This is a genomic window from Coxiella-like endosymbiont of Rhipicephalus sanguineus (assembly GCF_018687865.1).
In genome coordinates, this window is the sequence record NZ_NIQB01000008.1 from 41,162 (window position 1) to 67,564 (window position 26,403).

Sequence of the window (26,403 nt, forward strand, 5' to 3'; positions counted from 1 at the left end):
AGAAAAAGTAATTACACAGATTTTCTTATTGTGTCGTAACCATTCTCTCACCAAATTTAGAAGAACACGCTGAGTTCCTCCTCCTCCTAAATCCGGAATGATTACACCTATATCAAACTTTAATTTAGTCATTAATTTATTTCTAACCTATATTATAAAGTCCTATACATTTCAGAAGTAATCATAAGTTCGCCATCACTCCTTTCTGAAACCACTTTCCCTTTGTGAAGTACTACTAAATTATCACAAAACAAAATGGAACTATGTCTATGAGCGATGATCATTAAGGTCTTTTTGCCCATTAAAGACGGTAGAGCTTCATTAAATTCACTTTCTGTTACTGAATCTAATGTCAGTGTCATGATATAAGGCTCTGGCAATTCCGACCCGTTGGCGTTGACCTCCTGATAATTGTAAACCTTTTTTATCTATTTTCATCTATCTGGGTGTTGAGTCCATCGGACACCTCACTCACTAAAGTTTGCAATTGTGCTATGTTAATTGCCCGTTCTACGGCTTGATGATCGATATGGTTTTCTTCTATGCCTATAGCCATATTTTCCAATAATGTCCCTTCTACTATAAGGTGAGTATGTTAAGGGACATATCGCAGCAAATGCGATATGTCCATATGGCTTACTTAGTAATATCCACATCGTCGCAGTAAATAGAAGCACTTTTAACGGGCGAAAGTGGAAGGATAATATCCAGCAACGTACTTTTTCCTGTTCCAGAGGCACCTACAATCCCTAAAAAAGTATTTTTTAGGTACTGTCAGCATAATATCTTTTAACGTTTCTTTTTTTGCCTGCAGATATTGGTAAGTAACATTCTCTAATCTTAACTCTCGTTCAAACTTAATATTGTGTTGTGCATGTTGTCTCATTTCCAAAAGATTATGATATTCTGCCAACTTATCTACAGCTTTTCGAAAGACTAAAACATTAGTATGGTATTGCTTCACATTTCCTAATGCCAAGGATATCCGTGCTACGGCTGGTAACATTCTTTGAATAGAAATAGCGATAACCCCGATTATCGGTAAAATAGCAACTAAATTTCTGTGAGAAAACAACAAGTAAATAAGAATAATTAAGAGCATTACAAAACCTATCGAATTTATAAGTGCTGACGGTAAGTTTGAAATGACATTGTAGTTTACTAAATTTTTAGCATTTTTTCTGCCAAAAGAAAAATTTTTCAATAAAATAATTTTCTACGTTATTTATTTTTATCTTTCAACCCTTGAAAAGGATCAGAAACCACATTATATAATCGCATTACAAAATATTCATTTTCCTTGCTGATAGTTTTAATTCTTTTTTCGTTCCTGCTATTGTTAAAAGAAGCAAGGTAGCTAATGTCGTAACAGAAAATAAAACCAATTTGAAATCTATCCACAAAATTAAACAACCCAAAGAAATTGCCGCCATAACATCTGTCATAATTGACAACATATAGATGACGACATTTATAGTGTAGGTAACATCCATTATAATATATGTTTTGATAACGTAGACATATTCAGTTCAATTGCTCTTTGGTAAGGCATTAAAATATAACTTTTAATACAAAATCTAGAAATCCAGATATTTAAATTTTGAGCAAATTTAGCCTAACAAAAAACATTTAAACAGGTCATTACAGCCTTCAAGGCCAGCATTATAAATATTAAACTACCAATAAATATTAGAAATGAATTGTTAGTTTTAAAATAGAAGAAATTAAAAATCAAACTGAAAATTGAATTGGTTTTTATTGATCTCCCAATATTTTTATATATCCTTGATGAAGGATAAAATAGTTTCTGATATAATCAAAACATGGCTTTCTCCTTCTCTTTATCCCAAAGCTTCTATAATCCGATCGATCCTATGCTGATAGGTATGATTACTGATGACATGCTCGTAAGCAGCTTCAGTTACTCTTGTGTATATCGCTTTATCTTTAACTGAATCGATAATCTCTTCTATATTAGAAAAATTCTTCGTAAGGGGGAAATAATGCTCATAAGGCTTTAGTATGTCAGCATAACGTCCAGGGGTAAGAATCTGTAAAGTTTTTGTACCAATAGCATCAAAATGTCGAGAAGATATTGTCTTCGAATATTCGGGGCAAGGTAGGTGTTTTTTAATAATCTGATCATAAATAACTTTAAAATCTGCGTTCTTTTCTAAATCCTCGGGAATAATAAGATATTGCTTAATTTTATTTTTTATAAATTTTGGCAAAAGTCCTCTTGCCATCGCTCTTAAGAAAGATCTTTCCTTAAGAATTAGCTTTTTATTGTTTTTTAAGAAAAAATAGTTGATTTCATCTACTAAAGCGTCGTCCTTTTGCAAATAAAAACTTCCCACTTCAGTTGCTATAGTTGCTTTACATTGATTTAAAAAAGCGGCCCACCCCTCTCTATTAAACCGAGTACTAGTATCCACATTGCATCGCAAATGGAATTTATTTGGAACTGTATCAGCAAAATACTCGAGAAGTCGGTTACGCTCATCATCTCCGAGATGGGGGGGATAACGATGAGAACGTGTACCCACGTCAACCAATCTTTTCTCATAAGTTTTTTTAGCGGAAAAAACTTGGGATTTAGTGCATGAGGTATTGAAAGAACTGTAGAAGTACAGTCAGCATAGAGCCATTCACCCGCAGCTTGTAACAATTGGGTTGCAATAATTTGAGGTTTTATTTGTTTAAGTAGGGTTAACTTGGGTTTCATACCCAGAATAGGTAAGTTAACTTCGTTACCTACAAAGCAAAGCATTTTTCCTCGTCGATATTTAAATGCTTGCACATACCGTTGAATATATTGAAGTGAATCACCAAAAACGGAATGATGGATAATAATATAAGGAACTTTCTCTATCTTATCCTGAATTTGTCTGACAAGAACGCTGTCTTCTGTAGCAACATTAATTAAATCTACTTCCAACTCGGGGCGCGAAATGAAGGCGTCTAACCAGTCATCAAGGTAGGAAAGCTTTGAAGCATAAGTAAACTTAACATGTACTAACGCAATCTTCATAATTATCTAATTTAAATAGTCGTTTATCGTGTTCACAATATTAAAAGCTGCATTACCATCTCCGTACTCATAAATTTCCTGGCGAGGTTGGATATATTGAGGAACTTTCCAAAGACGATTCCAACCCCTTTCAATTGTTTCTACCCATTCCGTTTCATCGCGTAAGGTAACACAAGGCACACGGTGGAAATAGGCTTCCTTTTGTACCCCCCCAGAATCTGTAAAAACAGATTGCGCATTCATGATGGCTACTTGCGTTTCAAAATAACCCAAAGGGTCAACCATAATTAGGCTATCATTCATTTTTTGGCACAAATCAGGATCTATCCGTTTCTTCGTTCTCGGATGAACGGGAAATAATATTTTATGTTTGAAGTGTTTTGCATAATCATAAATATAATGCAAAAGATCCCGCAATTGGCTTACTTCAATTACATTGGCTTCCCGATGGATAGTTAAAAATATATATTTCCCAAAACTAAGATTATAGGCATTAAGGAATTGCTTTGAATTCAGTTTATTTTTAAAATGTTGCACCATATCATACATCACATCTCCTACGTGATGTACATTAATCATAATATTTTCGTTTTTAAGATTTTCGACGGCTCGAAAAAGTTGGGCAAAAATAAATAGCACTGACTTGATCGACAAGAACGCGATTAATTTCTTCAGGCATGGATTTATTAAAGGAGCGTAATCCGGCTTCGACATGCGCAATAGGGATGTTTAATTTAGATGCTGCTAAGGCTCCAGCTAGAGTGGAATTTGTGTCGCCATACACCAAAACTATATTTGGCTCTTCTTGCAACATTATCTTTTCTAAAGCAATTAACATGTGACCCGTCATCTCAGCATGAGATTTATGATTTATATTAAGCTGATGTTGAGGTAAAGGTATATTTAAATCTCTAAAGAAAACTTCTGACATATTATCATCAAAATGTTGACCGGTATGAATCAGAATTTCATTCAAATTTGGAGCTGTACAGAAATGATAATTTACCATTGCAGCCTTGATAAATTGAGGTCTAGCACCAACTACAGTTAATATTTTTCTTTTTTTGTTCTTCACCATTAATACTCCACAATCAAACTAGACCACCCTCTCCTCTATGTTGGATGATTGATAACAAGCAAGTTCTGGCAAATAGAAGCGGTATTGCAGAATACACCGTTTGATAGTTTCTCTATTTTGAATAGCCCATTAATGGTCTCTTGTAACCCTTTCTCCAAGCCGATCTTTGATTTGAAACCTATTTCTCTGCTTTAACTATATCTCCATAACGACGCCCCGAACGCTCCCAATTGGGAGCAGGTTCAAATTGAATGGGTGCAGGATTCCCAGTAAGTATATTAATGGTCTCAGCCAATTCTCTAATTTTTTGTTCTTCTCCTGAAGCTAAATTGTATACACTTCCCCCGTTTTTCCCTTCAAAGCACAGACGGATCAAGCCATCCACAATATCCTCCTCTACGTAGATAAAATTACGTGAAGCTATGCCACCGTTTTCGACAGTAGCGGTTCTTCATAAACAGACTTCCAAATAAAAGTCAGAACTACATTACGCCAGGCGGTAGCTTGAGTTCCACGCCATTTCCCAGCTCCTAAAATTTCTCCAGGCCCCATAAACATTTTGAAACCATGCTTTTACGAAGAGAAGCTTGTGTCGCATCCAATAGTAATTACCACAAAATTCTCCAATAATTTTGGAAATTTGATAGGGACTATCGAAAAATAGAAAAACTGGTTTATCTTCTTTAGTAGCTTCTGCTTCATCAAAAGTTTTTTCAGCCACTGTGCAAACTTGCAGAGGCATAAACAATTTTTTTAATTTCATGAGATTTAAAGTGCTCACAAAGCTTCAATGTTGTCAAAGTATTATTTCTCTGGTCTTCAATAGGATCAGCTATACTTGATTGATTGCCATGATAACTAGCTAGATGAAAAATATAACAAATTTTTTATCCAAACGAGCTAAAATTCTGTTATCAGAACAAGAACCATCAATCAAGTGAATTTTATCCACATTCGGTACATTAACTATATCTGCCGACAGGAAATTATCTAAAATTACAAATTTCGGCGGCCCCCTTTAAGAAAGCGTTTACAAAGATTACTCCCACAAACCCAGCTCCGCCAACCACTAAGACCTTACTATTTTTCATGGTTAAACCTTTCCACTCTCTTTTGCTTATTTTAAATGAGTGTAAGTTTCTTCAATATCATATTCCTTATAGTATTGAATTGTTTTCAGAACTCCTTCATTCAATGATGTTTTAACATTCCAATTAAAGTCTTTTTTGGTACGTGAAGGATCTAAAAAAATAGAAAACACATCATCCGACTCTCTTTCTCTAACTTCTACATCCATTTTAATATCCAAGACAGATAAAACAGCATCAAATAATTCTTTGATTGTGTAATCAGAACCAGATGACAAATGATAGGTTCCTCGTCCCTGTCCATCAATAGCGAGCAGGATGCAATCCACCATATCATCGATATAAACAAAATCACGTCGTGTATCCATAACAAAACAAGACTGATTGGAAGTAAGTCTTTTATAAAATGTCGGTAGTGGACCACTAATATTTCGAGGTCCATAAGCGTTAGCCAATCGAAAAGTCACATAATTGAGCCCAGAAAGATGCACATATTCCTCTCCGGCAGTTTTACTAATAGCATAGCTGGAGCCACCTGGTAGAATAGGGTGACTTAAAGTAATTGGCTGCTCCAAAGGTTTAAGGCCATAACACAATGCAGTCTGAAAATAAATGAATCGGTCCACTCCTTCAACTTGCGCAGCTTGAACTACATTTGCCGTTCCTACAACGTTCGTAAGTGCATCTTCTTTCCAATTATTGGGATCTTTATAGGACGCTGCTGCATGAACTATCACCTCGGGTTTAAATTCTTTTATTAAGGAATGGACCAATGTTGCATTGGAGATAATATCTTCGATTAGTTTTAAATTGGGATGCGGCTTAAGGTTATCTCGTCGTCCAGTCGCATAATTATCAATTGTCACCACTTGATCACCACGTGCTAAAAGACGGTCTATTAAATGTGAGCCAATAAAACCAGCACCACCCGTTACAAATATTTTTTTCATAATTATCCTCCCACTATAGAAAATTTATTTTATTTCTGCTCTTGTGTAAAAATACTCTTGTTATTTAGCATTTTCTTATATTCTGTATGTCTATCGAAAAAGATTTGATACCATATCTCCAAACTTAATAATCCCCAAACTTTACGAGAAAACTGGCGTTGTTGATTCTGTATAGTATCCCATACATTTTTATAATTAAAGAAAGGCCTATTTTTTACTTTTATTGTACTAAAAGTGTCTAATAAAAATCCTTTAAGCTCATTTGAAAACCACTCTTTCAATGGCACGGGGAATCCCATTTTGTCACGCCGATTAAGCAATATTTCTGGCAAGACATTTTTATACGTATTTTTCAGTAGATGTTTCATTCTCCCTCCAGGAAATTTTATATCTGCAGGAATGGTTGCAACAAACTCAACAAGCGGATGATCAAGAAAGGGAACACGTGATTCAAGCTATGAGCCATACTCATTCTATCTTCAATATGGAGCAAAGCGGGAAGCAAAAATTTGAAATCGAAGCGAGTCATTTTATCAAAATAGGCTTTTTTCCCGACTCGAGAACTGTCATTAAATATTTCCATAAACTTTAAATTGACTGCTTCTTTATCTAACTCATCCCATATAATTTCGTTTTGCATATCTGTCGATCGATCAATTAGACAAAAGTAGCGCTGATCAAGATCTTCAAATAAACCTTTACACCAAAATTCAGTAATTAGGGGTTTATATTCTTGCAAGATTTGCAAGTTAGGAATAATAGATTCGGCTGTAACAACGAAGTGACCCGAATGCGAAGTTCCCTCAATAGAGGCTTTGATACATTGTTCGAAATAAGCAATCAAATAGCGCGCATAACCTCCAAAAATTTCGTCAGCTCCCTGTCCTCCCAATAAAGTTTTAACGTGCTGAGCAGCCTTTTTCGCTACCATAAATTGCGGGAAAGAACCCGGACCCGCCACAGGAAAATCCATGTGATAAATGATCTTAGTCAAATTTTCAATGAAATCTGTATATTTAATATCAACAATATGCAATGGCTGGCCAATAGAATCCGCCACTATTTGAGCATAATAACTTTCATCATAACCTTTATAATCTGTAAATCGACCATGAAAAAGTCCAGAAAATTCCCGTTGCTGCGCGTTAGCTTGAAGTATAACAAGGCTAGAATCAATACCACCACTCAAATAAGCACCCACGGGAACGTCGCTTCGTAAATGCAAATTAATACTTTCAGACAAAAGCTCCTGCAAGCGCCTTTCAAAATAGGGGGATATATGATTATAATCAATTTGGTAAAATACATCCCAATATTTTCTACATTTGATTTCTTTTCCAGAAACCAGCAAATACTCTCCAGGCATCAATTGTTTAATATTTTCAAATAAAGTATCTGAGCCAAGAGTATATTGGAAAGTTAAATATTCACTAAAGGCATTCACATTTATGTTTAATTCAGATAAGAAAGGAAGTAAGGCCTTAGTCTCAGAAGCAAAATAAAAAATGTTATCTACAATAGTATAATAAAAAGGCTTAATACCAAATCGGTCTCGAGCACAAATAAGTTCTTGGCGCTTTTCATCCCATATTGCAAAAGCAAACATTCCACGCAGATGCTTTAAAAATCCGTCGCCGTAACATTCATAAGCAGCTAAAATTACTTCCGTATCTGAATAGGTTAAAAATGTCCAATTATGAGAAAGTTTTTCTCTCAATTCGATATAGTTGTAAATTTCACCATTAAAAACAATAACATTCCCACTTCTTCCAATCATGGGCTGATGTGCCGAGGCACTAAGGTCTATAATGCTTAACCTTCTATGGGCTAAACCAATACTATGTTGGCTATCGCACCAACTTCCAACATCATCGGGACCTCGATGCGATAATAAGTTACTCATTACCTCAAGATGGAATTTTATATTCGTATTAGGGAAATGATTTAAATTGCAAATTCCACTTATTCCACACATTTAAACGGTTCCACCACTAACCTCAAGTGCTTCATTAGCTTCTTCTTTTAGAAAATTATTTTCTGTTACATAATAACGTCTACCTTCTCGTGGACATACTAAATTATACCCTAGCCGCTCACCGGCATGACTCATCCATCCAATTTGTTTAGCAGGATTTCCCACCACTAACGCATGCGGTTTAATATCTTTAGTAACCACCGCTCCTGCTCCAATAAACGAATAAGCTCCCAATTGGACCCCGCAAACAATGGTGGCATTGGCACCTATCATTACTCCTTGCTCTACTTGGGTTTCTTTAAATTCATTTTTTCTTTCAATTTCAGCACGTGGATTATTTACATTCGTAAATACGCAAGAAGGGCCACAAAAAACTCCATCTGCTAATGTAATTCCTTTATAGAGGCTAACATTATTTTGTATTTTACAACGATTACCAATGATAACGTCCGGCCCGATCATAACATTCTGTCCAATAATACAATTTTCTCCTATTTGACACCCTCCTAAGATGTGAGAAAAGTGCCATATTTTTGTACCGCGGCCTAATTTCACTCCCTTATCCACAAACGCAGATTGGTGAATAAAGGTGTTGTCGTTACGATTTTCTAGTTCTGCACTAGGGAACTGGGAAGAGAGAGAATAATGCAACTTAAGCGAGTTTGTAGCCTGATTTAAAACCTTCAATACACGCAAACCTTCTCGAGCATCCGTAATTGCCTGGCTACGTGTAACCACGCATTCTATAAAGTGAGAACATTCTTGTTTTAATGGCTCACCTTCTGGTAAAGGAATATAATTAGCTTCGGATTTATCCGGCAACGGCATCCCATTTTGCCAGTTAATTTGATGAGGATAGTGAATTAATTTTTCCTTCCAAAGTTTGGTATCATCAAAAACAGCCATTCCCTTAGAACCAATCACAATTAATTTTTGTTCTTTATAAGGATGTAACCATGAAACAAAAACTTGTGCTTGGACACCACTGGAAAATTCCAAATGTGTCGTAGTAACATCAGCAATAGATTTATGGAGAAAATATCCTCCTATTGTTTTTACCAGAATGGGCTCTTCATTTACTAAGCTTAAAATCATGGAGATGTCATGGGGCGCGAAGCTCCACAAAATATCCTCTTCCCGGCGGATTTTTCCTAAATTTAAACGATTGGAGTAAAGATATTGTAATCTTCCCAATTTCCCCTCATGAACCAGAGATTTTAATGTAATAAAAGCGAAATGATATTGTAGTAAATGGCCCACCATCAAAATCCGATTGTTTTTTAAGGCAATTTGATAATTTTTTTCTGCATCTTCTATTTTTAGCGCCAAAGGTTTTTCAACGAATACATCCTTTCCAGCCTCTAAAGCTTCTCTTGTCAATTTCGCATGATGGACAGCCGGGGCTGCAATTGCAACAGCGTGATATTCTGGACTATCTAAAACTTCTTTCCAAGAAAGGAACGCGGTTCCATATTGGACTGCAAGTTGTCTTGCCAGAGTTTGATTAGATTCACAAATACCGCCTAATACCGCTAATTCCGCAAAATTTCGAACTAAATTTTCCCCCCAGTAGCCTGCTCCCACAACTACAACCTTTAGTGGATTCATTTATTTGCTCCTGCAAATGGAAATTAATTTCCTGTAAATTTGTCACTTGAATTAAGTATCGTGGACACTCTCTCTACTAAAAAAATTAATCAGCACTCAATGCCTGAGCAATGTATCCGACTGCGAAAAAAATATCAAGATACTCTCTAAGAGGCTAGAATATTTAGCTAACAGTCACCATGTTCAAGAGTTCTTCACAAATCGAGTCAACCACTTCTTCAGTCAAATAAGGGTGGAATGGCAAACTTAAAACTTGCTGGCTCGCAATTTCGGCTTCAGGATAATTGTAATCATCTTGCAGATAATTCCGAATGGCTGGTTGCTTATGCAATGGTTGTGGATAATGAACGGCTGTGGGAATACCTGCATTATTCAAGACAGATCGAACTTCTTGTCGTCGTTCCACTCGAACAGTGTATTGTGCAAAAGCACTAACATTCCCAGCCTCAATATAAGGTGTAACAAGATGATCACCCAATTTTTGGGAATACCATTTCGCTACTTGTTGGCGGCGTTTTAACTCTTGGGGGAAGACTTCTAATTTTGCCAATAAAACAGCCGCCTGTAAGGTATCAAAGCGTACATTTAAACCAATTTGAATATGACGATAACGCGTTTGTTGGCCGTGATTACGAATTAAGTACATCTTTTCAGCTAAAATATCATCATTTGTAAAACAAGCACCGCCATCACCATAGCATCCCAAGGGTTTAGAAGGAAAGAAACTCGTGCAGCCTATAGTCGTAAGGCCACAAGATTGATGCCCCCAATGGGTAGCTCCTAAACTTTGGGCGCATCTTCAATAATGGGAAGGCCATAACGATGAGCAATGGCATTAATTGCTGTCATATTAGCGCACTGACCATACAAACTAACAGGCACAATTGCTTTCGTTCGCTCAGTAATCGCAAGCTCGATTTGCGAAGGTTCTATGTTGTACGTACGAGGATCAATATCGACAAAAACAAGCTTAGCCCCTAAAAAACAATAGTTTCTGCGCTGGCAAAAAAGCTAAATGACGAAGTGATTACTTCGTCACCTGGACCGATCCCCAATGCCAATAAAGCAACCAATAAAGCCATTGTTCCATTAGAAAGGGTAATACAATGACGAACGCCTACCCATTCAGCCAGGCGATGTTCTAATTCCTCCACTTCTGGACCCATGATATATTGTCCATGATCTAAGATGGCCTGGATATTCTTATCGACAGTGCTTTTTATGAGACGATATTGTTGATTTAAATCAATAAATTTCATCATTAATAGATTTCATCATCCCGATCCCCCTTTCTATTATTTGCACGCCATTGCGGACAAATACTACCCTAAAACAAACTTTAACTGCAATCTTAAATTATTCAAGGCTGCTCACTATTTCCTAAGCTCCCAAGAAAACCCCTTTTTTCACGAACTATTCTTTGTTGATTTAAAATCACTCCTCATCGAGGGCGAAAATCACGATGGTGATTTTAAAGAATCTCTCATGTATGATTTTATAATTATGAAATTAACGCCTCTCACAGCCTTATCACCTCTGGATGGCCGATATCATAAAAAATTGAATAAATTACGACCAATTCTCAGCGAGCATGGTCTCATTCGATACCGCATTTTAATTGAATTACAATGGCTACTTTTTTTATCTCGTGAACGCTTCCTTACCGAAATTCCAAAATTAACTACACCAGATTATAAAAAATTAGAAGAGATTTCGAAAAATTTTGATCTACAAGCTGCGGAAACGATTAAAGAAATCGAAAAAACTACCAATCACGACGTCAAAGCAGTGGAATATTATTTACAACAAGAGCTAAAAAAAGAAAAACGATTCATGGATTTAATCCACTTCATTCATTTTGGTTGTACTTCCGAAGATATCAATAATCTTTCTTATTCTCTTATGATTAATGAAGCTCGCGAGAAAGTTTTGGTTCCCATCTTTAAAAAAATTGGACTGCGTTTGCAGGCTATGACATCAGACTACGCGAACCTTCCCCTACTGAGTCGCACTCATGGCCAACCCGCTACACCAACAACTTTAGGCAAAGAATTAGCAAATATAGTAGCCCGTGTTCACTACCAATATCAGAATTTTGCAAACCTGAAATTATTAGCCAAGATAAATGGTGCCGTTGGCAATTTTAACGCTCATCAAGCAGCATATCCTAATTTTGACTGGCCTGGTTTTACGAAACGCTTTGTCGAATCGCTCGGGTTAGAAGCCAATGAGTATACCACCCAAATTGAGCCTCATGATCGATTGAGTGAGCTCTTACAATCACTAATTCGTCTTAACAATATTTTAATCGATTGTTGCCGAGATATATGGGGTTATATCAGTCTGGGCTATTTTTATCAGAAAGCCGTAAAAAATGAAGTGGGTTCTTCAACAATGCCCCATAAAGTAAATCCTATTGATTTTGAAAATGCCGAAGGCAATTTAGGCTCGCTAATGCGTTAGCCAACCATATGGCAAATAAACTTCCGATATCACGCTGGCAAAGGGATTTAACAGATTCCACGGTTTTGCGAAATTTAGGATCTGTATTTGGCTACTCGCTTGTCGCCTATGAGTCGTTATTTAAAGGCCTAACAAAAATAAGCGCCAACAAAAATCGAATCAAGAAAGACCTTAATTCTCATTGGGAAGTACTAGCGGAAGCACTACAAACGGTCATGCGTCGATACAGCGTATCAGACGCTTATGAGCAATTAAAAGAACTGACTCGGGATAAATCAATTAATGAAAATCAATTGAAAGACTTTGTTCAAAAGTTACCTATTCCCCAAGAAGCGAAAGAATATTTAAAATCACTCACTCCTAACAATTATACTGGCTTCGCTGCATCGCTTGCAAAAAAAAATTCGAAATTTTAAATGGAATTAATTTATTAAAGTATAATAGCCACTATGCTATATTTTCTCTTCAAATCCGACGAAAATGGCGAGCCTTATATCGAAACTAATATTTCGGGTAAAGCTTTATTAACTATCTCCCAATTAAATAAAGGAACTAGATTTAGTAGAGAAGAACGGCGAATTTTTAACTTAAGAGGGAAATTACCCAATAGGGTGGAGAGTCTTGATGATCAGTTGGTCCGGACTTACTTGCAATACAAATCCTTCGATATTTAAATTAATCAATAATTAATTAAATCAGCTATTAAAAATCAAGTTTACTAATCAAGTTTTGTTCTATCGTTTGATTAAAGATCACTTACAAGAAATGCTACCGACTATTTATACTTCTATTGTAGGAAATACCATGCACGCATTTAATAAAAAATTTATGTATCCATGTGGTCTTTACATTTCCTACGAAGATCGATCGTAAAAACATTCCTGAAATTTTAGATAATCGATCTAATCCCCCTCATTGACCTTATTGTTGTTAGCGATAGCGAAGGCATACTTGGCATCGGAGATGAAGGGGTGTAGGTGCTATGGCAATTCCTGTAGCAAAGCTCATCATATATACCGCTATTGGTGGCATCAACCTACGAACTTTATCAATTCTACTTGATGGTATTAACAACGAAGAATTATTAAATAATCCTCTTTATTTAGGTTGGCGTCATAAACGCTTAACAGGAAACCAATATGCTGAATTTATCGACAAATTTATTCAAGCCCTTCAAGAAAAATTTCCTCACGTATTTTTACATTGGGAGCATTTCGGGCGCACTAACGTTTATTGCAATTTAATTAAATATCGCGACGTCATGTGCAGCTTTAACGACGATATTCAAGGGACAGGTGCCGTAACTTTAGGAGCTATTTTAGCTGCCTCTTAAAGATCACTCATTCTACCCCGGACGAACAACGAATAGTGATTTACGGTGGTAGTACTGCTGGAATGAGAATTACGGATACCATATTCCTCACTGTGTCTCAAAATGGTCTCTCTGAAGCTGAAGCAAGAAAACATTTTTTGGTTAGTAGATCGGACTGGATTATTAACGGAGCTTAGTGAAGACGTAACACCGGTACAACAACCTTATTTGCGAACAAAGGATGAAATTAAAAATTGAAAAATTGAAAAATTGAAAATCCTCACCAAATTTTACTACTAGATCTAATGAAAAATGTAAAATGAACAATTTTAATTGGCACCTCCGCACATGGGCATGCATTTGATTAGACTATTGTGAAAACGATGTTAAAATAGGTGGCTAAACCTATCATCTTTCATTTATCTAATCCAACCGAAAAATGCGAAGCAGAACCCATTGATCTCTTCCAATGGACTAAGGGAAAAGCATTAATTGCAACCAGCAGTCCTTTTGAAGATATTATTTTTGAAAATAAGAAATTTCTTATAAATCAATGTAATAATTATTTAGCTTTCTCAGGAATTGGTCTTGGTATTATTGCTATTAAAGCCAAACGGGTTACTGAAAGTTGGCATGTGGAGGAAACTACTCATCGTTTACTACCAAGCATTCCTCAGGCACAAGAAGCCTCTTATCATGTAGTTATTGCAGTAGCAAAAACTGCTATTAAAGAGGGCATAACAGGAGTTTCCAGTGACCATTCCGCAGAAGTTCTTGTGAAACAAAATATCTGGGAACTTCGTTATCTTCCTTATCGAAAAAATATGATTAATGTCTTCACTCCACTTAAACAGGTAGTTCAACAACCACCGAATTTTATTTGAGACAAAGTCACCCCGGTTCAACCCTAAAAATCTTCTCTAAATTCATAACTTTTCTCAAAAGGCTGTCCTTCTGCTTTAAAGAAACGAATTGTAGCAGTCCACGTTTTCTTAAAGACCTCGCTGCAATTCAAATTAATGGTTTCAGATAGAGTGTATTTTCTCTTCCCTCAATGACGCATTAAATCACCTATTTCAGCTATAAAATCATTAGTTACCTCTAAAATTTTATCTAAATTCTATAATATCAATCGTCCTTTATCTCGTTTATAACAGTGACGGCGCGTAATTAATTTATCAACCCATTAAGATATAGCGTTTCTGCCTTCGTGATCAATTCCTCTAAAAAAAATTAATAACTTCATTATTCAAATTTCTTATTTTTTCTCTGAACTTAATATTTAACATAGATAAGATTAAGTTTGATAGCTCTTGCTCTATCTTAAGCCCGAAGAGAATGTAATAAAGACCAAGAATAATAAAAATTAATAAAGGGATAAAAAATTAAATGAAATGTCGAACCTAATAAAGAACGAGATATTTTAACACCAAAGAAACCCAGTCCAGACATATATATAAGTACCTGTTATTTCAGTACCTAGAATGGTCAAAATAATAGGCCCTGAAAATGTTTTAGTTAAAATTCCTACTAGTATTAATAAACTAGTGATATAATGCTTAAAGAATAAAAAAATATCTAAAATAACAAGCCCAATTTTTTTTAAGCAAGGATACTTTATACTCCTTCTCTTTGAGTTTCTAATAACCTTAACTGAACTCCCATTTTTTCTTCTTCACTTAATGCAACTCTTTCAAAATTTTAAATATCGAATTTCATAATTTCAAATAAATGACTTATTTCAGAAAAATTACACTAAAAAAATTTTATATCTTCGCTACTTAACTTCCTAAACTGTTTTAGCACATAAATCAATGACTATCGTGTCAATAACACTTCTTTTAATTATTTTAAATTTTTTATAGCTTGGTCAAAAAAGCTCCTAGATTCAAAAATTCCTAATTCATTTTATCTTCTTGAAGAGCTATAGAAATTAGTTTTTATTTAATTGCCTTTAAGGGATAAAATAATCTACAATAATTCTTTATAAAATTTATCAACGTCAGAAGGTTATATTCAAAAGAATAATTTTTATTAATTAAGAAATTATTAAGTTCAGGTATTAATTTTTAAAATTTTTTAAAGAAGAAATTCATTTTAATTATATTTTTCTAGCCAATAGAGTCCGAATGACACTATCATTTTCACGATAAAAATGACAGATAACCAGTATATGAGCTAGACTCAATCCTATTTATTTTTTAACAAGATCTGAATATTTTTTATATTTTTCAATATATTCTTCAAAAAAATATAGGAATGACTTTGTAGTGGTTCTCTCTGACGTATTCTAAAGAATATTGCATTATTTCTCCTAAAATTCCTTTATTTCTCAAAGATTTTATAAAAAAGTTCTAGTGAAATGAAAAATATTAAAAAATATTATAATCTATTTTTTATATTTTAATTCATCGATTTTACCTTAAAAATTTATTTAAAAACGTTTTCCTTCATTATATTTAATATCAAGCTTAATGCTATTTTCCTTTAATTTTAGTATAGATAACTTCTTTATCACACATAGCTAATTAAAATAATTTTAATTTGGCACACCTCCTATTTAAGCATCAAAAGAAAATTTAGCTTGACTAGAAAAACTGTATGATGGTCATGGATACTCTGGAATTAGTTTTTTAATCGAGCTATAAGCTAGCTTAATTTATTAATCGTATAACCTATTCCTTTTATAGACCTTTTGTTATAATTAATTTAAATTCTAGTTGAAAGCGCCTCCTTAGGTCTTAGATCCTGTTTCCCTGCCAAAACGATGTTCTGAGGATGTTAGCTCTTAAGGAGTCAGAAATGAGTATTAAAAACAAAGAAGTCATTATCTTTGCTTAAGATAATTATCAATAGAATTTTAGTACTTACTATTCCAGATGAAAGAAGAAAAGGCAAAAGCCACTATCGTGGCACCCAAAGTTAAATAAACTTATAAAAGTAAACTTGCCTACCCTGTCATTTCTGATGCTGATGCGAACTTAATTGATGTTGATAATGTCGACATGTTAATCATTCTGACAGTTATGGGCCAGATAAAATGTGAATTAATTTTGGAATGATTAATTTAGTAAGTGCCATATTCGAACTGGAAAAAACGGTCGCTACGATTTGTCATGCTGATTAGATCTTAATATCTATCCATATTGTAAAAGGCAAGAAATTGACTTGTTATCACACAATTAAAAGATGAGTCATCAATGCAGAAGGTAATTATGTAAACCAACTTATAGTTAAAGATAATAATTTAATTACTTCTAGGCATCCGAATAATTTATCTTATTTTTTTCAAACCATTATTACTTCTCTTCAAGAATAATTTGAGGAACGAAGGTAATACGCCAAGAAGCACATAAAATCTAGAAGTGAAAGTCTAGATTATTAAAAATATAATTTAAGATCTTTCTAGCCAATATTTATTTACATTATTTTTTTTGAATTTATGGTTTTAAAAAAATTGAATTTAATACTCTGTATCGAAATAATAAAGCGATATCATTTCGTTTTATTTGGATATGCATTTTGGATAGGAATGCAATACTAGTTCTCTTTCAGGGAAGTATTTTTCATAGATAAACAATTAATTATAAAATAATTAATAAGTATTTTTTGCATTGACTAATGAAATAATAATACGATTGAATATAATATATTTATAAGAGTAGAAATTTATTATTAAAGTAAAATAAATAAACTTCAAATTGCTAAGGAATATTAAAAATACATAAATAAAATATTGCATAAAAAATTATGAAGATATATTTATTCAGATGCGGAAACTTTAAATTTCGTTATTTTAGATAATTTTAAAATTTCCTTTTATTTTGATAATACTAATAAAGAGTTACTAAAATTTCTTAATCTCAATTAGATTTTTTAATATTGAAATTAGATCTCTCCTTCAAAATAAAACTATTTTTTATAAAAAATTAAAAAACTAAATTAAATAAAAGTTTAGGTTCTCCTCTCATATAGATATATCAAAATTTTAAAAAATCCTAGAAAAAATTTAAGATTATGATTTAGATTTGAATTTAGAATTATTAGCTAATGTTACTTCTTATGAAATATTAATACGTAAATTTAAAACTGATATGGGTAAGGAATGGGCTATGGTATAGTTGGATAACATAGATATTTTTTCCCTAGATAAGCTCAATAAGTTTCATAAAAATATTGTCTAGTTTCAATGAAGATAGAAACTAGAAATATTTTAGATATAGAGAATTTTAAAAGACATCAATTCCTGAGGCTTTAATTGATCGAAGACTATATTTTAATTATCTTATTTATGAAGTTTTTATTTCCTTATCTCATAGAGTTGAAAATTGTGAAGTGATGGATGAATTCGCGCTTTTTAGTTCTATTCTGAAAGATATTCCTTGTAAGATTAGTTATATCAGATTTGAATCAGAGAAATACAAAGAATTAAATGTTATTGCTTTTGGTGATTAGCCTCAAATAGGTTATTTAATTATTTGTCTTTGGCTTGGAGAGGATGACAAAATTTTTATTTAGAAAGGAAGTGTTGGTGAAACGAAAAAAATTTCATATTACCAATCCATTTAGAATATTTTTTGATATTGAAGCTGGTAGCGAAAGAAAGTGTTATAAAAAGGATCTGGAAACGATTAAATTTATAAATTTTGGTAGAGATAGATCATAATAAAGAAAATATTTTAATAAATTTCGTAATATATTTAAAGAAAAGATGATGAAAGTGACAAGACATACAGATATTTCAACTCTATCCCCTATATTATTTTAAAAAACCGCTCGAGAGATGAGAAAGAAGAGAGAAGATTCTAGCAATTTCGTTTCTTTTTTTTGACACACGAATTGTTGTTAGCCTATTAATTAAAAAAAAGAGAAAAATTGATATCAAGTTTCAATAAACATACAAGATTTCCTTAGTTCATAGACTCTTTTGAAGGAAAATAGAGTAGCCTTATTTAGGGTAAGGTAACACGCGGCCCAGGCAATATTAGTGACTTACTGTACTAGTTTAAATTTTTAAATTGATTAACACGTTGTCGCTACTGCCAAAATAATAAAAAGTCGCCAATTAATAAAGTAGTGGTAAACATGATACAAAATTAGATAACTCAGTAGTCGAAAACAATTTCTAACAAATAACCACCTGGCACCGAAATGAGCTAAATAACAGCTAGAGCAACCTACATTGGTATGCGAGTATTGTAAAAACCACGTAAAGCTCTTCTTAAAATACTGCGCTAAATATCAAAAATAATACTGAAAGAGAATAAAATAAATAAAATTTTAATTAAATGGATAATTTTAGCATAGCTAGGAATGTTTGCCTTCAAATAAAGTGACTCTAAAAACTTGAAAAAATAGCAAAATACTGCCGATATAACTAAAGCAAAAAGGGTGGAAATAATTAAACAACTTTCTTAAATTCTTTTTACACAACCTGATGACACTCTCCTCTAATAGCTCGACTAACTATAATTCCAGTCGTCTTTGCTATGGCAAACATCGGCACTACAAACAAGAACATACATTACTAAATTACTTCTGAAGTGGCTAATTCGTTTATATCTAACCACCCGATTATTAGAGCTACCACAAAAAATCCTACCAATCAACATAAAATTGAAGACTTATGAGCTATCTAATTTAAAATAATTGCTTGAGATAATTCTAGTTTTGGAGACGACGCCATTTAAAAATTTCCATGGGTTTAAATTACTTTTGATAATAAAAACAAAATAATAAAATTAAGATATTGAGAATCGTTGACGAGAGATTCTATATAGTATCTGCTGTAGGGCTACTAATAAGATAAAACTAAGAGTTTCCCATACTAAAGTGTGGAAATAATGTCTTAAATAAACTACTAATTGGGGTAACTGACGAGAAGCTAATAGAAAACGATCCACTATTAAAAATAAAAATATTAACGGAATAGAAAGAATTAAAGCTAACATGCAGCTTTAGTAAAGAATTACTCCTATTTTTGAATAGTCCTGAGTACCATAGGTCCTGACCTATCACAACTCTCATAGAAAACAAAACAGAAATAAAAATAACAATTAAGAGTAGCTTGTGTAGAGGTCATCAACATAATAGCTGCTAAAATTGAATAGCCTAAGCGAGCTAACATCAGTATTCTGATAAATCCGCTTAATATTTAAATCAAGCGCGAACTAGCCATCGGCAAAGCTAAACTCAAAATACTTTTTGTTAGCTGACGGGTAGATTCTCCACGGCCTTTAAAGAAGGAAGATTAATGTTCACGGGTTTCACTAAATATAATCTTAGGCCACTTTTCCATAGTGATTTCTAAATTAACTCGGGATGGCGCTAGGTAAGTCAAATATTCTGAGCTGTCATAAGCTAAATTGTGAGATTGCTCTCTTTTAAATTGCTCCATAATAGTTTTATCACCGTATGTAATCCATCGAGCGGCGGCCACGTTAATAGCTTCATAAACACATTTTACGTTATATTCATTTTCTAATCGATAAGCAACTACATCAAATTGCAAAAGACCCACCACCCCTAAAATTAAATCATTCTATCCAGAGGCCGAAAGAGCTGGGTGGCACCTTCTTCAGACAATTGCGTTAATCCTTTTAATAAAGCTTTTTGTTTAAGAGAATCTTTAAGTCGCACCAATCGAAAAAGTTCAGGCGCAAAATTCGGAATACCACTAAATTTCAGTTTTTCTCCCTGCGTAAAAGTATCTCCAATTTGGATAGTTCCATTATTATGCAAACCAATAATATCCCCTGGCCAGGCCTCGTCTACGTTCTCGCGTTTTCCCGCTAAGAATGTTAATGCGTTATTGATTTGAACTTCTTTATCAAGTCGCACATGATAAACTCTCATTCCTTTTTGATATTGACCTGAAGTGATCCGTAAAAAAGCAATTCGATCACGATGATTTGGATCCATGTTGGCCTGAATTTTAAAAACAAATCCACTAAATTTTTTCTCTTCTGGTTTAACCACTCGGACATCGGCTTCTCGCGATTGCGGTGCAGGCGCTTCTTTTACAAAAGTATTCAATAATTCACGTACGCCAAAATTATTTATAGCAGATCCAAAAAATACTGGTGTTAAAGCCCCTTTCAAATATTGCGTGTGATTAAAAGTATGACTTGCTTCTTTTATTAATTCGACTTCACTGTGCAATTCCCCAGCTAAATCACCCAATGTTTTATCCAATTCGGAATTATTAAGATTTTTTATCCGTAAGCTTTTATTAGTGCGTTCGTATTTTCCCGGTTCGTAAAAATAAATGGCATCTTCAAGCAGATGATATATTCCTTTAAAACTCTTACCCATCCCTATCGGCCAAGTAACAGGAGCACAATAAATTTTCAGAACTGATTCGATTTTATCTAAGAGTTCCACGGGATGACAGGAATCGCGATCCATTTTATTAATAAAGGTCATAATCGGCGTGTTTCTTAGTCGGCAAACTTCCATTAATTTAATAGTGCGCGGCTCAACCCCTTTTGCTGCGTCAATCACCATTAATGCTGAATCTACTGCTGTCAGTGTTCGATAAGTATCTTCTGTAAAATCTGTATGACCAGGGGTATCTAATAAATTAATTAAATAATCCTGATAAGGGAACTGCATAACGGAGGTAGTAATGGAAATTCCTCGCTCTTTTTCTAACTCCATCCAATCGGAGGTGGCATGACGAGCTGATTTGCGGCTTTTAATCGTTCCCGTTAATTGAATAGCACCGCCAAAAAACAATAACTTTTCCGTTAAAGTGGTTTTTCCTGCATCTGGATGGGAAATTATTGCGAAAGTCCGACGTATAATTGTTTTAGTTTCTAATAACATCTCACTAACTTACCTATTACCTAACCTTAAACATCTTTATCGTCGCGAATAACGGAGCAGGATAACACAAGCAATAGCAAATAACACGGTGAGCATTAAGGCTGCTAATAGTGGAGGCAACTGATAAACCATCGCAAAGGATCCAAAAAACTGGTTCAACATATAAAAAGCAAAACCAATAATGACGCCAGTCAAAACTCGAATCCCCATGCTAGCCTGACGTAACGAACCAAAAATAAAGGGTACTCCTAAACAAATCATTACTACAGTGGTAAAAGGCTGAATAATTCTCTGCCAAAAAGAAAAAACGAAGGAATTAGTTTGGAGCCCTGCTTGAATACGATATCGAATCGTATGGTAGAGGCCTATAATTGATTGTTCTTCAACCGTCTTTCGACCTTGCTGCAATTGTTGAGGATCAAACACAATCTGCAGGGGCAGCTGACTTATTTCGATTTTTTTATTTGAGTGGGTGTAAAAAGAGACTGTTTAACATGATAGAGCACCCAGCGGCCTTCTGAATAGCGGCCTTCGGAAGCAAAAGCGGCTGATAGCAATCGATGTTGATTAAATTGAAAGCGACTTACATTACTAATTTTATGCTTTGAATCAATGGAGCCAATGTGGATGAATGAATCTCTATCACGTAGCCATACCCCACCCAATGCCTGATAGCCGACTGCCTTTGAGAGAGCAAGAGATCTCATTAGTGCCCCTTTCGATTCTAATCGGGGGGCCACAAATTCACCAATAAACGTTACCACTAGAATCATAAGCAATGCTGCTTTTACAACCGATCCTGTTACGCGAGCAATAGAAACCCCTGCTGCCCGCATTACGATTAATTCACTACTAGAAGCCAATCGGCCTAAACCAATCAAACAACCTAAAAATCCGGCCATTGGGAACAATTGATACAAATCGGAAGGTAATTGAGTCAAAACATACAGAAAAGCTTGTTCCAAATTATAATGACCTGAGCCGATTTTAGATAATTGGCCGATAAATTCCATAAAAATTTCAACGCCAAGTAAGATAAGAACGACTAGCACTGTCGCGCTAATGACAGCTTCACGGATATAACGATTTAGCAGTCGCATGAGGGCGCTCTTCGATTCAGACGAAGGCGGTGCCAACAATGCGATTGAAAAAAGAATAAAGCACACGCTACCACTAAAAATGATTCATTTATCCATTCTAATCCGACTGTTGGGCTCATTACCCCTTTTTCAATCCAGGTTCGGCCCAAGAACATTAAGTTGGCATAAACGATATAAATCAAAACAGCCGGTAAAATTTGAGCAAACTTGCCTTTTCGAGGATTAGCTTCACTTAAAGGCACCACTAATAAAGCGAAAATCCACACAGAGATAGGTATTGCCAATCGCCATTGCAATTCAGCTGCTGCCTTCAGATCCGTTTTTCTTAATCGCCATAGTTTAATTGTGGGCATGGCTTGTACTTTCCCGGCAATGCTCATTTGAGGTGAGTCGAGACGGATCCCGTATTGGACAAATTTTATAACATCGTACTTTAAATCTCCCGGCATCCCTACATAACGGGATCCGTTTTTAAACAAAACAAAGTTGGAATTAAAGTTAGAATTATTAAATTCCCTATTTTCACCAGCCTCACTGGCTGAGACAAGACTCCAACGCTCCTTGTTCCCCACGGTTTCTTCGCTTTCTGCTAAAAAAACGTTGATCATTTTTCTATGATGATTATTAACACCGTCAGTATAAAAAACCTTGCCATCATTGCCCAAAGGTTGAAACCGGCCTGGGATAATCTTCGCTAGAGAAGCTCTTGCCAAAGCTTCGTTAAGAATCTTAGCACGATACCACTCCATTCGAGGTTCAACCGAGAACATCAACCAAGCCACTATCAGTGCGATAAAGGTGGCTATGATCATAATCATAACTACAATCTGAGAACGACTTACCCCACACGCAGTCAAAACAAGCACTTCATGATCCACACTCATCCGTCCCAAAGCCAATAAGCTGCCAAGAAAAAAGCTCAAGGGCAGTAAATAACCCAATAATAGAGGTACCTGCAATGACATAATTTCCATTACCGCTTTAACGGTGATCTTACCAGCAGCGGCATCATTAAGATAATGAACAAATTGGTTAGTGATAAAAATAATTAGTAAGATTAACGTTGTCGCTAACAAAGTACTGAGAATTTCCTTACTCAAATAACGGAAGACAATCACTGACAAATCAAACCTTTTATGGTTGAATACAATTTTCTCATTAGTGAGCTGCTTACATTTTACCAGAGCACAATATAACATGGAAAAAACTTACAACCCCAAACTCATTGAAAAAAATGGGCTAATTACTGGAAAAAGCATCAGTTAAATCGCCCACCGGATTCAGGGACTCCCTATTGCATCATGTTACCCCCCCCCCAATGTAACAGGCACCCTTCATATGGGCCATGGTTTTCAGCAAACTCTCATAGATGTTTTAACTCGTTATCACCGAATGCAAGGTCATCGGACCCTTTGGCAAGGAGGCACAGATCATGCAGGCATTTCTACCCAGATGGTGGTCGAACAACAACTTGCTCAACAAGGACTCACTCGCCATGATTTAGGACGGAAATCCTTTATTGAGCGAGTGTGGAAATGGCGTAATCGTTCGGGAAATAAAATTACTCGCCAAATGTGTCGCCTGGGTGTTTCCATCGATTGGTCCCGGGAACGTTTCAGTATGGACGAAGGTCTTTCTCGAGCCACTACTCAAGCCTTTGTTCGTCTTTATAATGAAAGTTTGATCTATCGAGGGAAACGGCTCGTCAATTGGGATCCTATTTTAAACACAGCCATATCCGACCTGGAAGTAACCACCAAAGAAATGGATGGTACGCTGTGGTATCTTCGCTACCCATTAACTGATGGCACCGGACATTTAACAGTAGCAACCACTCGACCGGAAACATTATTAGGTGATGTAGCCATTGCTGTTCATCCCGATGATGAACGTTATCAACATTATATTGGCAAAAAAGTTCATTTACCTTTGACTAACAATCGGACTATTCCTATCATTGCAGATACCGCTGTGGATCGGGAATTCGGAACGGGTAGTGTAAAAATCACGCCCGCACATGATTTTAATGATTATGAGATGGGCCAACGCCACCAATTACCTTTAATTAATATTCTCACTCCTGAGGGACAATTAAATGAAAATGTACCCAAGCCTTATCAAGGTTTAGACCGTTTTGATGCCCGAAAAAAATTGTGGTCGATCTTGAAGAAAATCATTTTCTCGAGAAAACCGAGCCTCATCGTGTTCCAGTTCCTCGAGGCGAACGTTCCGGAGCTGTTATCGAACCATTATTAACGGATCAGTGGTTTTTAAAAATGGAATCGCTTGTAGAACCAGCCTTAGCCGCTGTCAAATCGGGAAAATTAAAGCTAATTCCAGCCACTTGGGAAAAAACTTATTTACAATGGTTAACTAATATTCAAGATTGGTGTATCAGTCGACAATTATGGTGGGGACATCGATTGCCAGTCTGGTACGATGAAGAAAAAAATTACTACGTCGGTCATTCGCCAGAAGAAATTCGAAAAAAATACCATTGGGGAACTGAAATAAAATTAGAGCAAGAAACCGATGTGCTTGACACTTGGTTTTCGGCCAGTCTATGGCCCTTCGCTACTCTAGGTTGGCCCGATAAAACTGAAACCTATAAAATTTTTTATCCTACCCAAGTCTTGGTCACTGGTTTTGACATTATTTTCTTTTGGGTTGCCCGCATGGCAATGATGGGATTAAAGCTCACGGGGAAACTTCCCTTCCATGAAGTTTATATTCACGGGCTAATCCGAGACAATCAAGGAAGGAAAATGTCCAAGTCGAAGGGTAACGTTATCGACCCAATCGATATTATTGATGGAATTTCTCTGGAAGAGCTTATCAAGAAACGAACTCGTGCTTTATTACAACCTAAGATGGCTAAATCAATTGAAAAACTAACACGAAGGGAATTTCCGCAGGGCATCGCCAGTTATGGAACAGATGCTTTGCGATTTACTTTTTGTGCTTTGGCGAGTACCGGACGCGACATTAATTTTGACATGGGCCGTATTGAAGGCTACCGCAATTTTTGTAATAAAATTTGGAACGCGGCTCGTTTCGTTATCATAAATACGGAAGGCAAAGATTTAAATCCTGAAAAACCTTTAACCTATAATATTGTTGATCGTTGGATCCGAAGTCGCTTACAAAAAGCTATTAAAGAAGCTAGAAAAGCCTTGGATCATTACCGCTTTGATTTTCTTGCTCAAATTTTATATGAATTCGTTTGGAACGAATATTGCGATTGGTATATAGAATTTGCTAAGTGTCTACTCTATAATGAGAATAGCAAACCCTCTCAGCAACGTGGCACTCGGATAACTCTCCTTGAAATACTAGAATCCTTATTACGACTGCTTCATCCGCTTATGCCCTTTATCACTGAGGAAATTTGGCACACGGTAGCGCCACTCGTAGATAAAAATGGCAATAGCATCATGATCGAACCTTACCCTGAATTTAATAAGTCCGAGCTTGATAAGGAGGCCAACGCAGAAATTGAGTGGCTTAAAAATGTCATCACCGCCATTCGAACGTTACGAGCTGAAATGAATATTTCTCCCGCTAAAACTATTACACTTATTTTCAACAAAGGAGAAGACAATGATAAAAAACGTCTGCGGGAAACTGAACAGTATGTAAAATCATTAGGGAAAATTGTCCAATGGCGATGGGCGGATACTAATGAACCGCTACCTCTCAGTGCCACGGATATTATAGGGAATCTTGAAATTCACATTCCTTTAGCAGGATTAATCCTTAAAGATATTGAACTTGCTCGATTAAAAAAGGAAATTACCAAGCTTCAAAGAGAGCAAGAAAATTCTCTAAAAAATTAGATAATCCTAATTATATAATAAAATCCCCTAAAGAAATTGTAGAAAAGGAACGGCTCCTTTTAAAAACAACACAAAAGACCTTAAAGAAATTACAATTACGATATACGAAAATTGAAAATTTATAATACCACTTGG

23 protein-coding genes and 5 pseudogenes are annotated in these 26,403 nt (G+C 35.2%); 7 read left to right on the plus strand and 21 right to left on the minus strand.

What is annotated here, in order from left to right; genetic code table 11:
* Positions 1–152: 152 nt before the first annotated feature.
* The 17 genes and pseudogenes from B1F79_RS00740 to B1F79_RS00820 all read right to left on the minus strand — a co-directional run bounded on the left by B1F79_RS00740 (position 153) and on the right by B1F79_RS00820 (position 10,989).
* Positions 153–380, minus strand: a complete 228-nt coding sequence (locus tag B1F79_RS00740) for a hypothetical protein (protein WP_251365642.1) — start codon at positions 378–380, stop codon at positions 153–155.
* The gene (locus B1F79_RS00745) at positions 328–438 is read right to left on the minus strand and encodes an ATP-binding cassette domain-containing protein (RefSeq protein WP_251365592.1); all 111 of its coding nucleotides are present in this window, start codon (positions 436–438) and stop codon (positions 328–330) included. Before B1F79_RS00745 ends, B1F79_RS00740 begins: the two co-directional genes overlap by 53 nt.
* Positions 425–565: a hypothetical protein gene (locus B1F79_RS00750; RefSeq protein WP_251365593.1), complete on the minus strand. Its 141-nt coding sequence runs from the start codon at positions 563–565 to the stop codon at positions 425–427. The genes B1F79_RS00745 and B1F79_RS00750 overlap by 14 nt, the downstream gene beginning before the upstream one ends.
* Positions 566–636: 71 nt before the next feature.
* Positions 637–714, minus strand: a complete 78-nt coding sequence (locus B1F79_RS00755; RefSeq protein ID WP_251365635.1) for a hypothetical protein — start codon at positions 712–714, stop codon at positions 637–639.
* Positions 680–1,204, minus strand: a complete 525-nt coding sequence (locus tag B1F79_RS00760; RefSeq protein WP_251365594.1) for a 6TM ABC transporter family protein — start codon at positions 1,202–1,204, stop codon at positions 680–682. The genes B1F79_RS00755 and B1F79_RS00760 overlap by 35 nt, the downstream gene beginning before the upstream one ends.
* Before the next feature lie 76 nt (positions 1,205–1,280).
* On the minus strand, positions 1,281–1,493 hold the full coding sequence (locus B1F79_RS00765) for a hypothetical protein (protein WP_251365595.1): 213 nt from the start codon (positions 1,491–1,493) through the stop codon (positions 1,281–1,283).
* A 348-nt stretch (positions 1,494–1,841) separates the two neighbouring features.
* Positions 1,842–2,357 carry a glycosyltransferase family protein gene (locus B1F79_RS00770; protein ID WP_251365596.1) on the minus strand — a complete coding sequence of 172 codons (516 nt, stop codon included), beginning with the start codon at positions 2,355–2,357 and terminating at the stop codon, positions 1,842–1,844.
* A gap of 29 nt (positions 2,358–2,386) precedes the next feature.
* A complete protein-coding gene (locus B1F79_RS00775) occupies positions 2,387–3,031 on the minus strand; it encodes a hypothetical protein (protein WP_251365597.1) in 645 nt (214 codons plus the stop codon).
* 6 nt (positions 3,032–3,037) lie between these two features.
* Positions 3,038–3,610 carry a UDP-N-acetylglucosamine 2-epimerase gene (locus B1F79_RS00780; protein ID WP_251365598.1) on the minus strand — a complete coding sequence of 191 codons (573 nt, stop codon included), beginning with the start codon at positions 3,608–3,610 and terminating at the stop codon, positions 3,038–3,040.
* Positions 3,611–3,623: 13 nt separating this feature from the next.
* Complete coding sequence (locus B1F79_RS00785; protein ID WP_251365599.1) at positions 3,624–4,109, minus strand: UDP-N-acetyl glucosamine 2-epimerase; 486 nt, start codon at positions 4,107–4,109, stop codon at positions 3,624–3,626.
* Positions 4,110–4,287: 178 nt separating this feature from the next.
* Entirely contained in the window at positions 4,288–4,494 is a 207-nt protein-coding gene (locus B1F79_RS00790) for a Rossmann-fold NAD(P)-binding domain-containing protein (protein ID WP_251365600.1), read from the minus strand.
* Between the two features lie 102 nt (positions 4,495–4,596).
* Positions 4,597–4,890 (minus strand): hypothetical protein, encoded by a 294-nt coding sequence (locus tag B1F79_RS00795; protein ID WP_251365601.1) that lies wholly within the window; start codon positions 4,888–4,890, stop codon positions 4,597–4,599.
* Positions 4,823–4,993 (minus strand): NAD-dependent epimerase/dehydratase family protein, encoded by a 171-nt coding sequence (locus tag B1F79_RS06720; protein ID WP_372443093.1) that lies wholly within the window; start codon positions 4,991–4,993, stop codon positions 4,823–4,825. The genes B1F79_RS00795 and B1F79_RS06720 overlap by 68 nt, the downstream gene beginning before the upstream one ends.
* Positions 4,994–5,226: 233 nt before the next feature.
* On the minus strand, positions 5,227–6,147 hold the full coding sequence (locus tag B1F79_RS00800; protein WP_251365602.1) for an NAD-dependent epimerase/dehydratase family protein: 921 nt from the start codon (positions 6,145–6,147) through the stop codon (positions 5,227–5,229).
* Between the two features lie 29 nt (positions 6,148–6,176).
* Positions 6,177–8,122: pseudogene (gene asnB / locus B1F79_RS00810) on the minus strand (asparagine synthase (glutamine-hydrolyzing)).
* On the minus strand, positions 8,123–9,730 hold the full coding sequence (locus B1F79_RS00815; protein WP_251365604.1) for a Gfo/Idh/MocA family oxidoreductase: 1,608 nt from the start codon (positions 9,728–9,730) through the stop codon (positions 8,123–8,125). It abuts the pseudogene before it with no gap.
* 163 nt (positions 9,731–9,893) lie between these two features.
* A pseudogene (locus tag B1F79_RS00820) lies at positions 9,894–10,989 on the minus strand (DegT/DnrJ/EryC1/StrS family aminotransferase).
* 244 nt (positions 10,990–11,233) lie between these two features.
* On the opposite strand from B1F79_RS00820, the pseudogene purB reads away from it, so the two are divergent.
* From purB to B1F79_RS00850, 6 genes and pseudogenes are all read left to right on the plus strand, one after another.
* Positions 11,234–12,619: pseudogene (gene purB, locus B1F79_RS00825) on the plus strand (adenylosuccinate lyase).
* A gap of 339 nt (positions 12,620–12,958) precedes the next feature.
* The gene (locus B1F79_RS00830) at positions 12,959–13,066 is read left to right on the plus strand and encodes a hypothetical protein (protein ID WP_251365605.1); all 108 of its coding nucleotides are present in this window, start codon (positions 12,959–12,961) and stop codon (positions 13,064–13,066) included.
* Positions 13,067–13,175: 109 nt separating this feature from the next.
* Positions 13,176–13,526, plus strand: a complete 351-nt coding sequence (locus B1F79_RS00835) for an NAD-dependent malic enzyme (protein ID WP_251365606.1) — start codon at positions 13,176–13,178, stop codon at positions 13,524–13,526.
* A gap of 35 nt (positions 13,527–13,561) precedes the next feature.
* Positions 13,562–13,702: a hypothetical protein gene (locus tag B1F79_RS06535; protein WP_251365607.1), complete on the plus strand. Its 141-nt coding sequence runs from the start codon at positions 13,562–13,564 to the stop codon at positions 13,700–13,702.
* Positions 13,659–13,763 carry a malic enzyme-like NAD(P)-binding protein gene (locus B1F79_RS00845; RefSeq protein WP_251365637.1) on the plus strand — a complete coding sequence of 35 codons (105 nt, stop codon included), beginning with the start codon at positions 13,659–13,661 and terminating at the stop codon, positions 13,761–13,763. Before B1F79_RS06535 ends, B1F79_RS00845 begins: the two co-directional genes overlap by 44 nt.
* Positions 13,764–13,900: 137 nt before the next feature.
* Positions 13,901–14,389 carry a malic enzyme-like NAD(P)-binding protein gene (locus B1F79_RS00850; protein ID WP_251365608.1) on the plus strand — a complete coding sequence of 163 codons (489 nt, stop codon included), beginning with the start codon at positions 13,901–13,903 and terminating at the stop codon, positions 14,387–14,389.
* Positions 14,390–19,755: 5,366 nt separating this feature from the next.
* On the opposite strand, the pseudogene B1F79_RS00855 reads toward B1F79_RS00850, so the two are convergent.
* From B1F79_RS00855 to lptF, 4 genes and pseudogenes are all read right to left on the minus strand, one after another.
* A pseudogene (locus B1F79_RS00855) lies at positions 19,756–21,332 on the minus strand (peptide chain release factor 3).
* Between the two features lie 36 nt (positions 21,333–21,368).
* Entirely contained in the window at positions 21,369–21,758 is a 390-nt protein-coding gene (locus tag B1F79_RS00860; RefSeq protein ID WP_251365609.1) for an LptF/LptG family permease, read from the minus strand.
* Between the two features lie 20 nt (positions 21,759–21,778).
* Complete coding sequence (locus B1F79_RS00865) at positions 21,779–22,432, minus strand: LptF/LptG family permease (RefSeq protein ID WP_251365610.1); 654 nt, start codon at positions 22,430–22,432, stop codon at positions 21,779–21,781.
* Entirely contained in the window at positions 22,420–23,550 is a 1,131-nt protein-coding gene (gene lptF / locus B1F79_RS00870; RefSeq protein WP_251365638.1) for an LPS export ABC transporter permease LptF, read from the minus strand. The genes B1F79_RS00865 and lptF overlap by 13 nt, the downstream gene beginning before the upstream one ends.
* A gap of 79 nt (positions 23,551–23,629) precedes the next feature.
* On the opposite strand from lptF, the pseudogene B1F79_RS00875 reads away from it, so the two are divergent.
* A pseudogene (locus B1F79_RS00875) lies at positions 23,630–26,393 on the plus strand (valine--tRNA ligase).
* Positions 26,394–26,403 lie beyond the last annotated feature (10 nt).

Bases quoted from the DNA above. Each gene is read 5' to 3' on its own strand.
- B1F79_RS00800 (WP_251365602.1), bottom strand. From the start codon at position 6,147: ATGAAAAAAATATTTGTAACGGGTGGTGCTGGTTTTATTGGCTCACAT.
- B1F79_RS00830 (WP_251365605.1), top strand. From the start codon at position 12,959: ATGCTACCGACTATTTATACTTCTATTGTAGGAAATACCATGCACGCA.
- B1F79_RS00745 (WP_251365592.1), bottom strand. From the start codon at position 438: ATGAAAATAGATAAAAAAGGTTTACAATTATCAGGAGGTCAACGCCAA.
- B1F79_RS00780 (WP_251365598.1), bottom strand. From the start codon at position 3,610: ATGATTAATGTACATCACGTAGGAGATGTGATGTATGATATGGTGCAA.
- B1F79_RS00815 (WP_251365604.1), bottom strand. From the start codon at position 9,730: ATGAATCCACTAAAGGTTGTAGTTGTGGGAGCAGGCTACTGGGGGGAA.
- B1F79_RS00775 (WP_251365597.1), bottom strand. From the start codon at position 3,031: ATGAAGATTGCGTTAGTACATGTTAAGTTTACTTATGCTTCAAAGCTT.
- B1F79_RS00785 (WP_251365599.1), bottom strand. From the start codon at position 4,109: ATGGTGAAGAACAAAAAAAGAAAAATATTAACTGTAGTTGGTGCTAGA.
- B1F79_RS00865 (WP_251365610.1), bottom strand. From the start codon at position 22,432: ATGCGACTGCTAAATCGTTATATCCGTGAAGCTGTCATTAGCGCGACA.
- B1F79_RS00765 (WP_251365595.1), bottom strand. From the start codon at position 1,493: ATGGATGTTACCTACACTATAAATGTCGTCATCTATATGTTGTCAATT.
- B1F79_RS00835 (WP_251365606.1), top strand. From the start codon at position 13,176: ATGGCAATTCCTGTAGCAAAGCTCATCATATATACCGCTATTGGTGGC.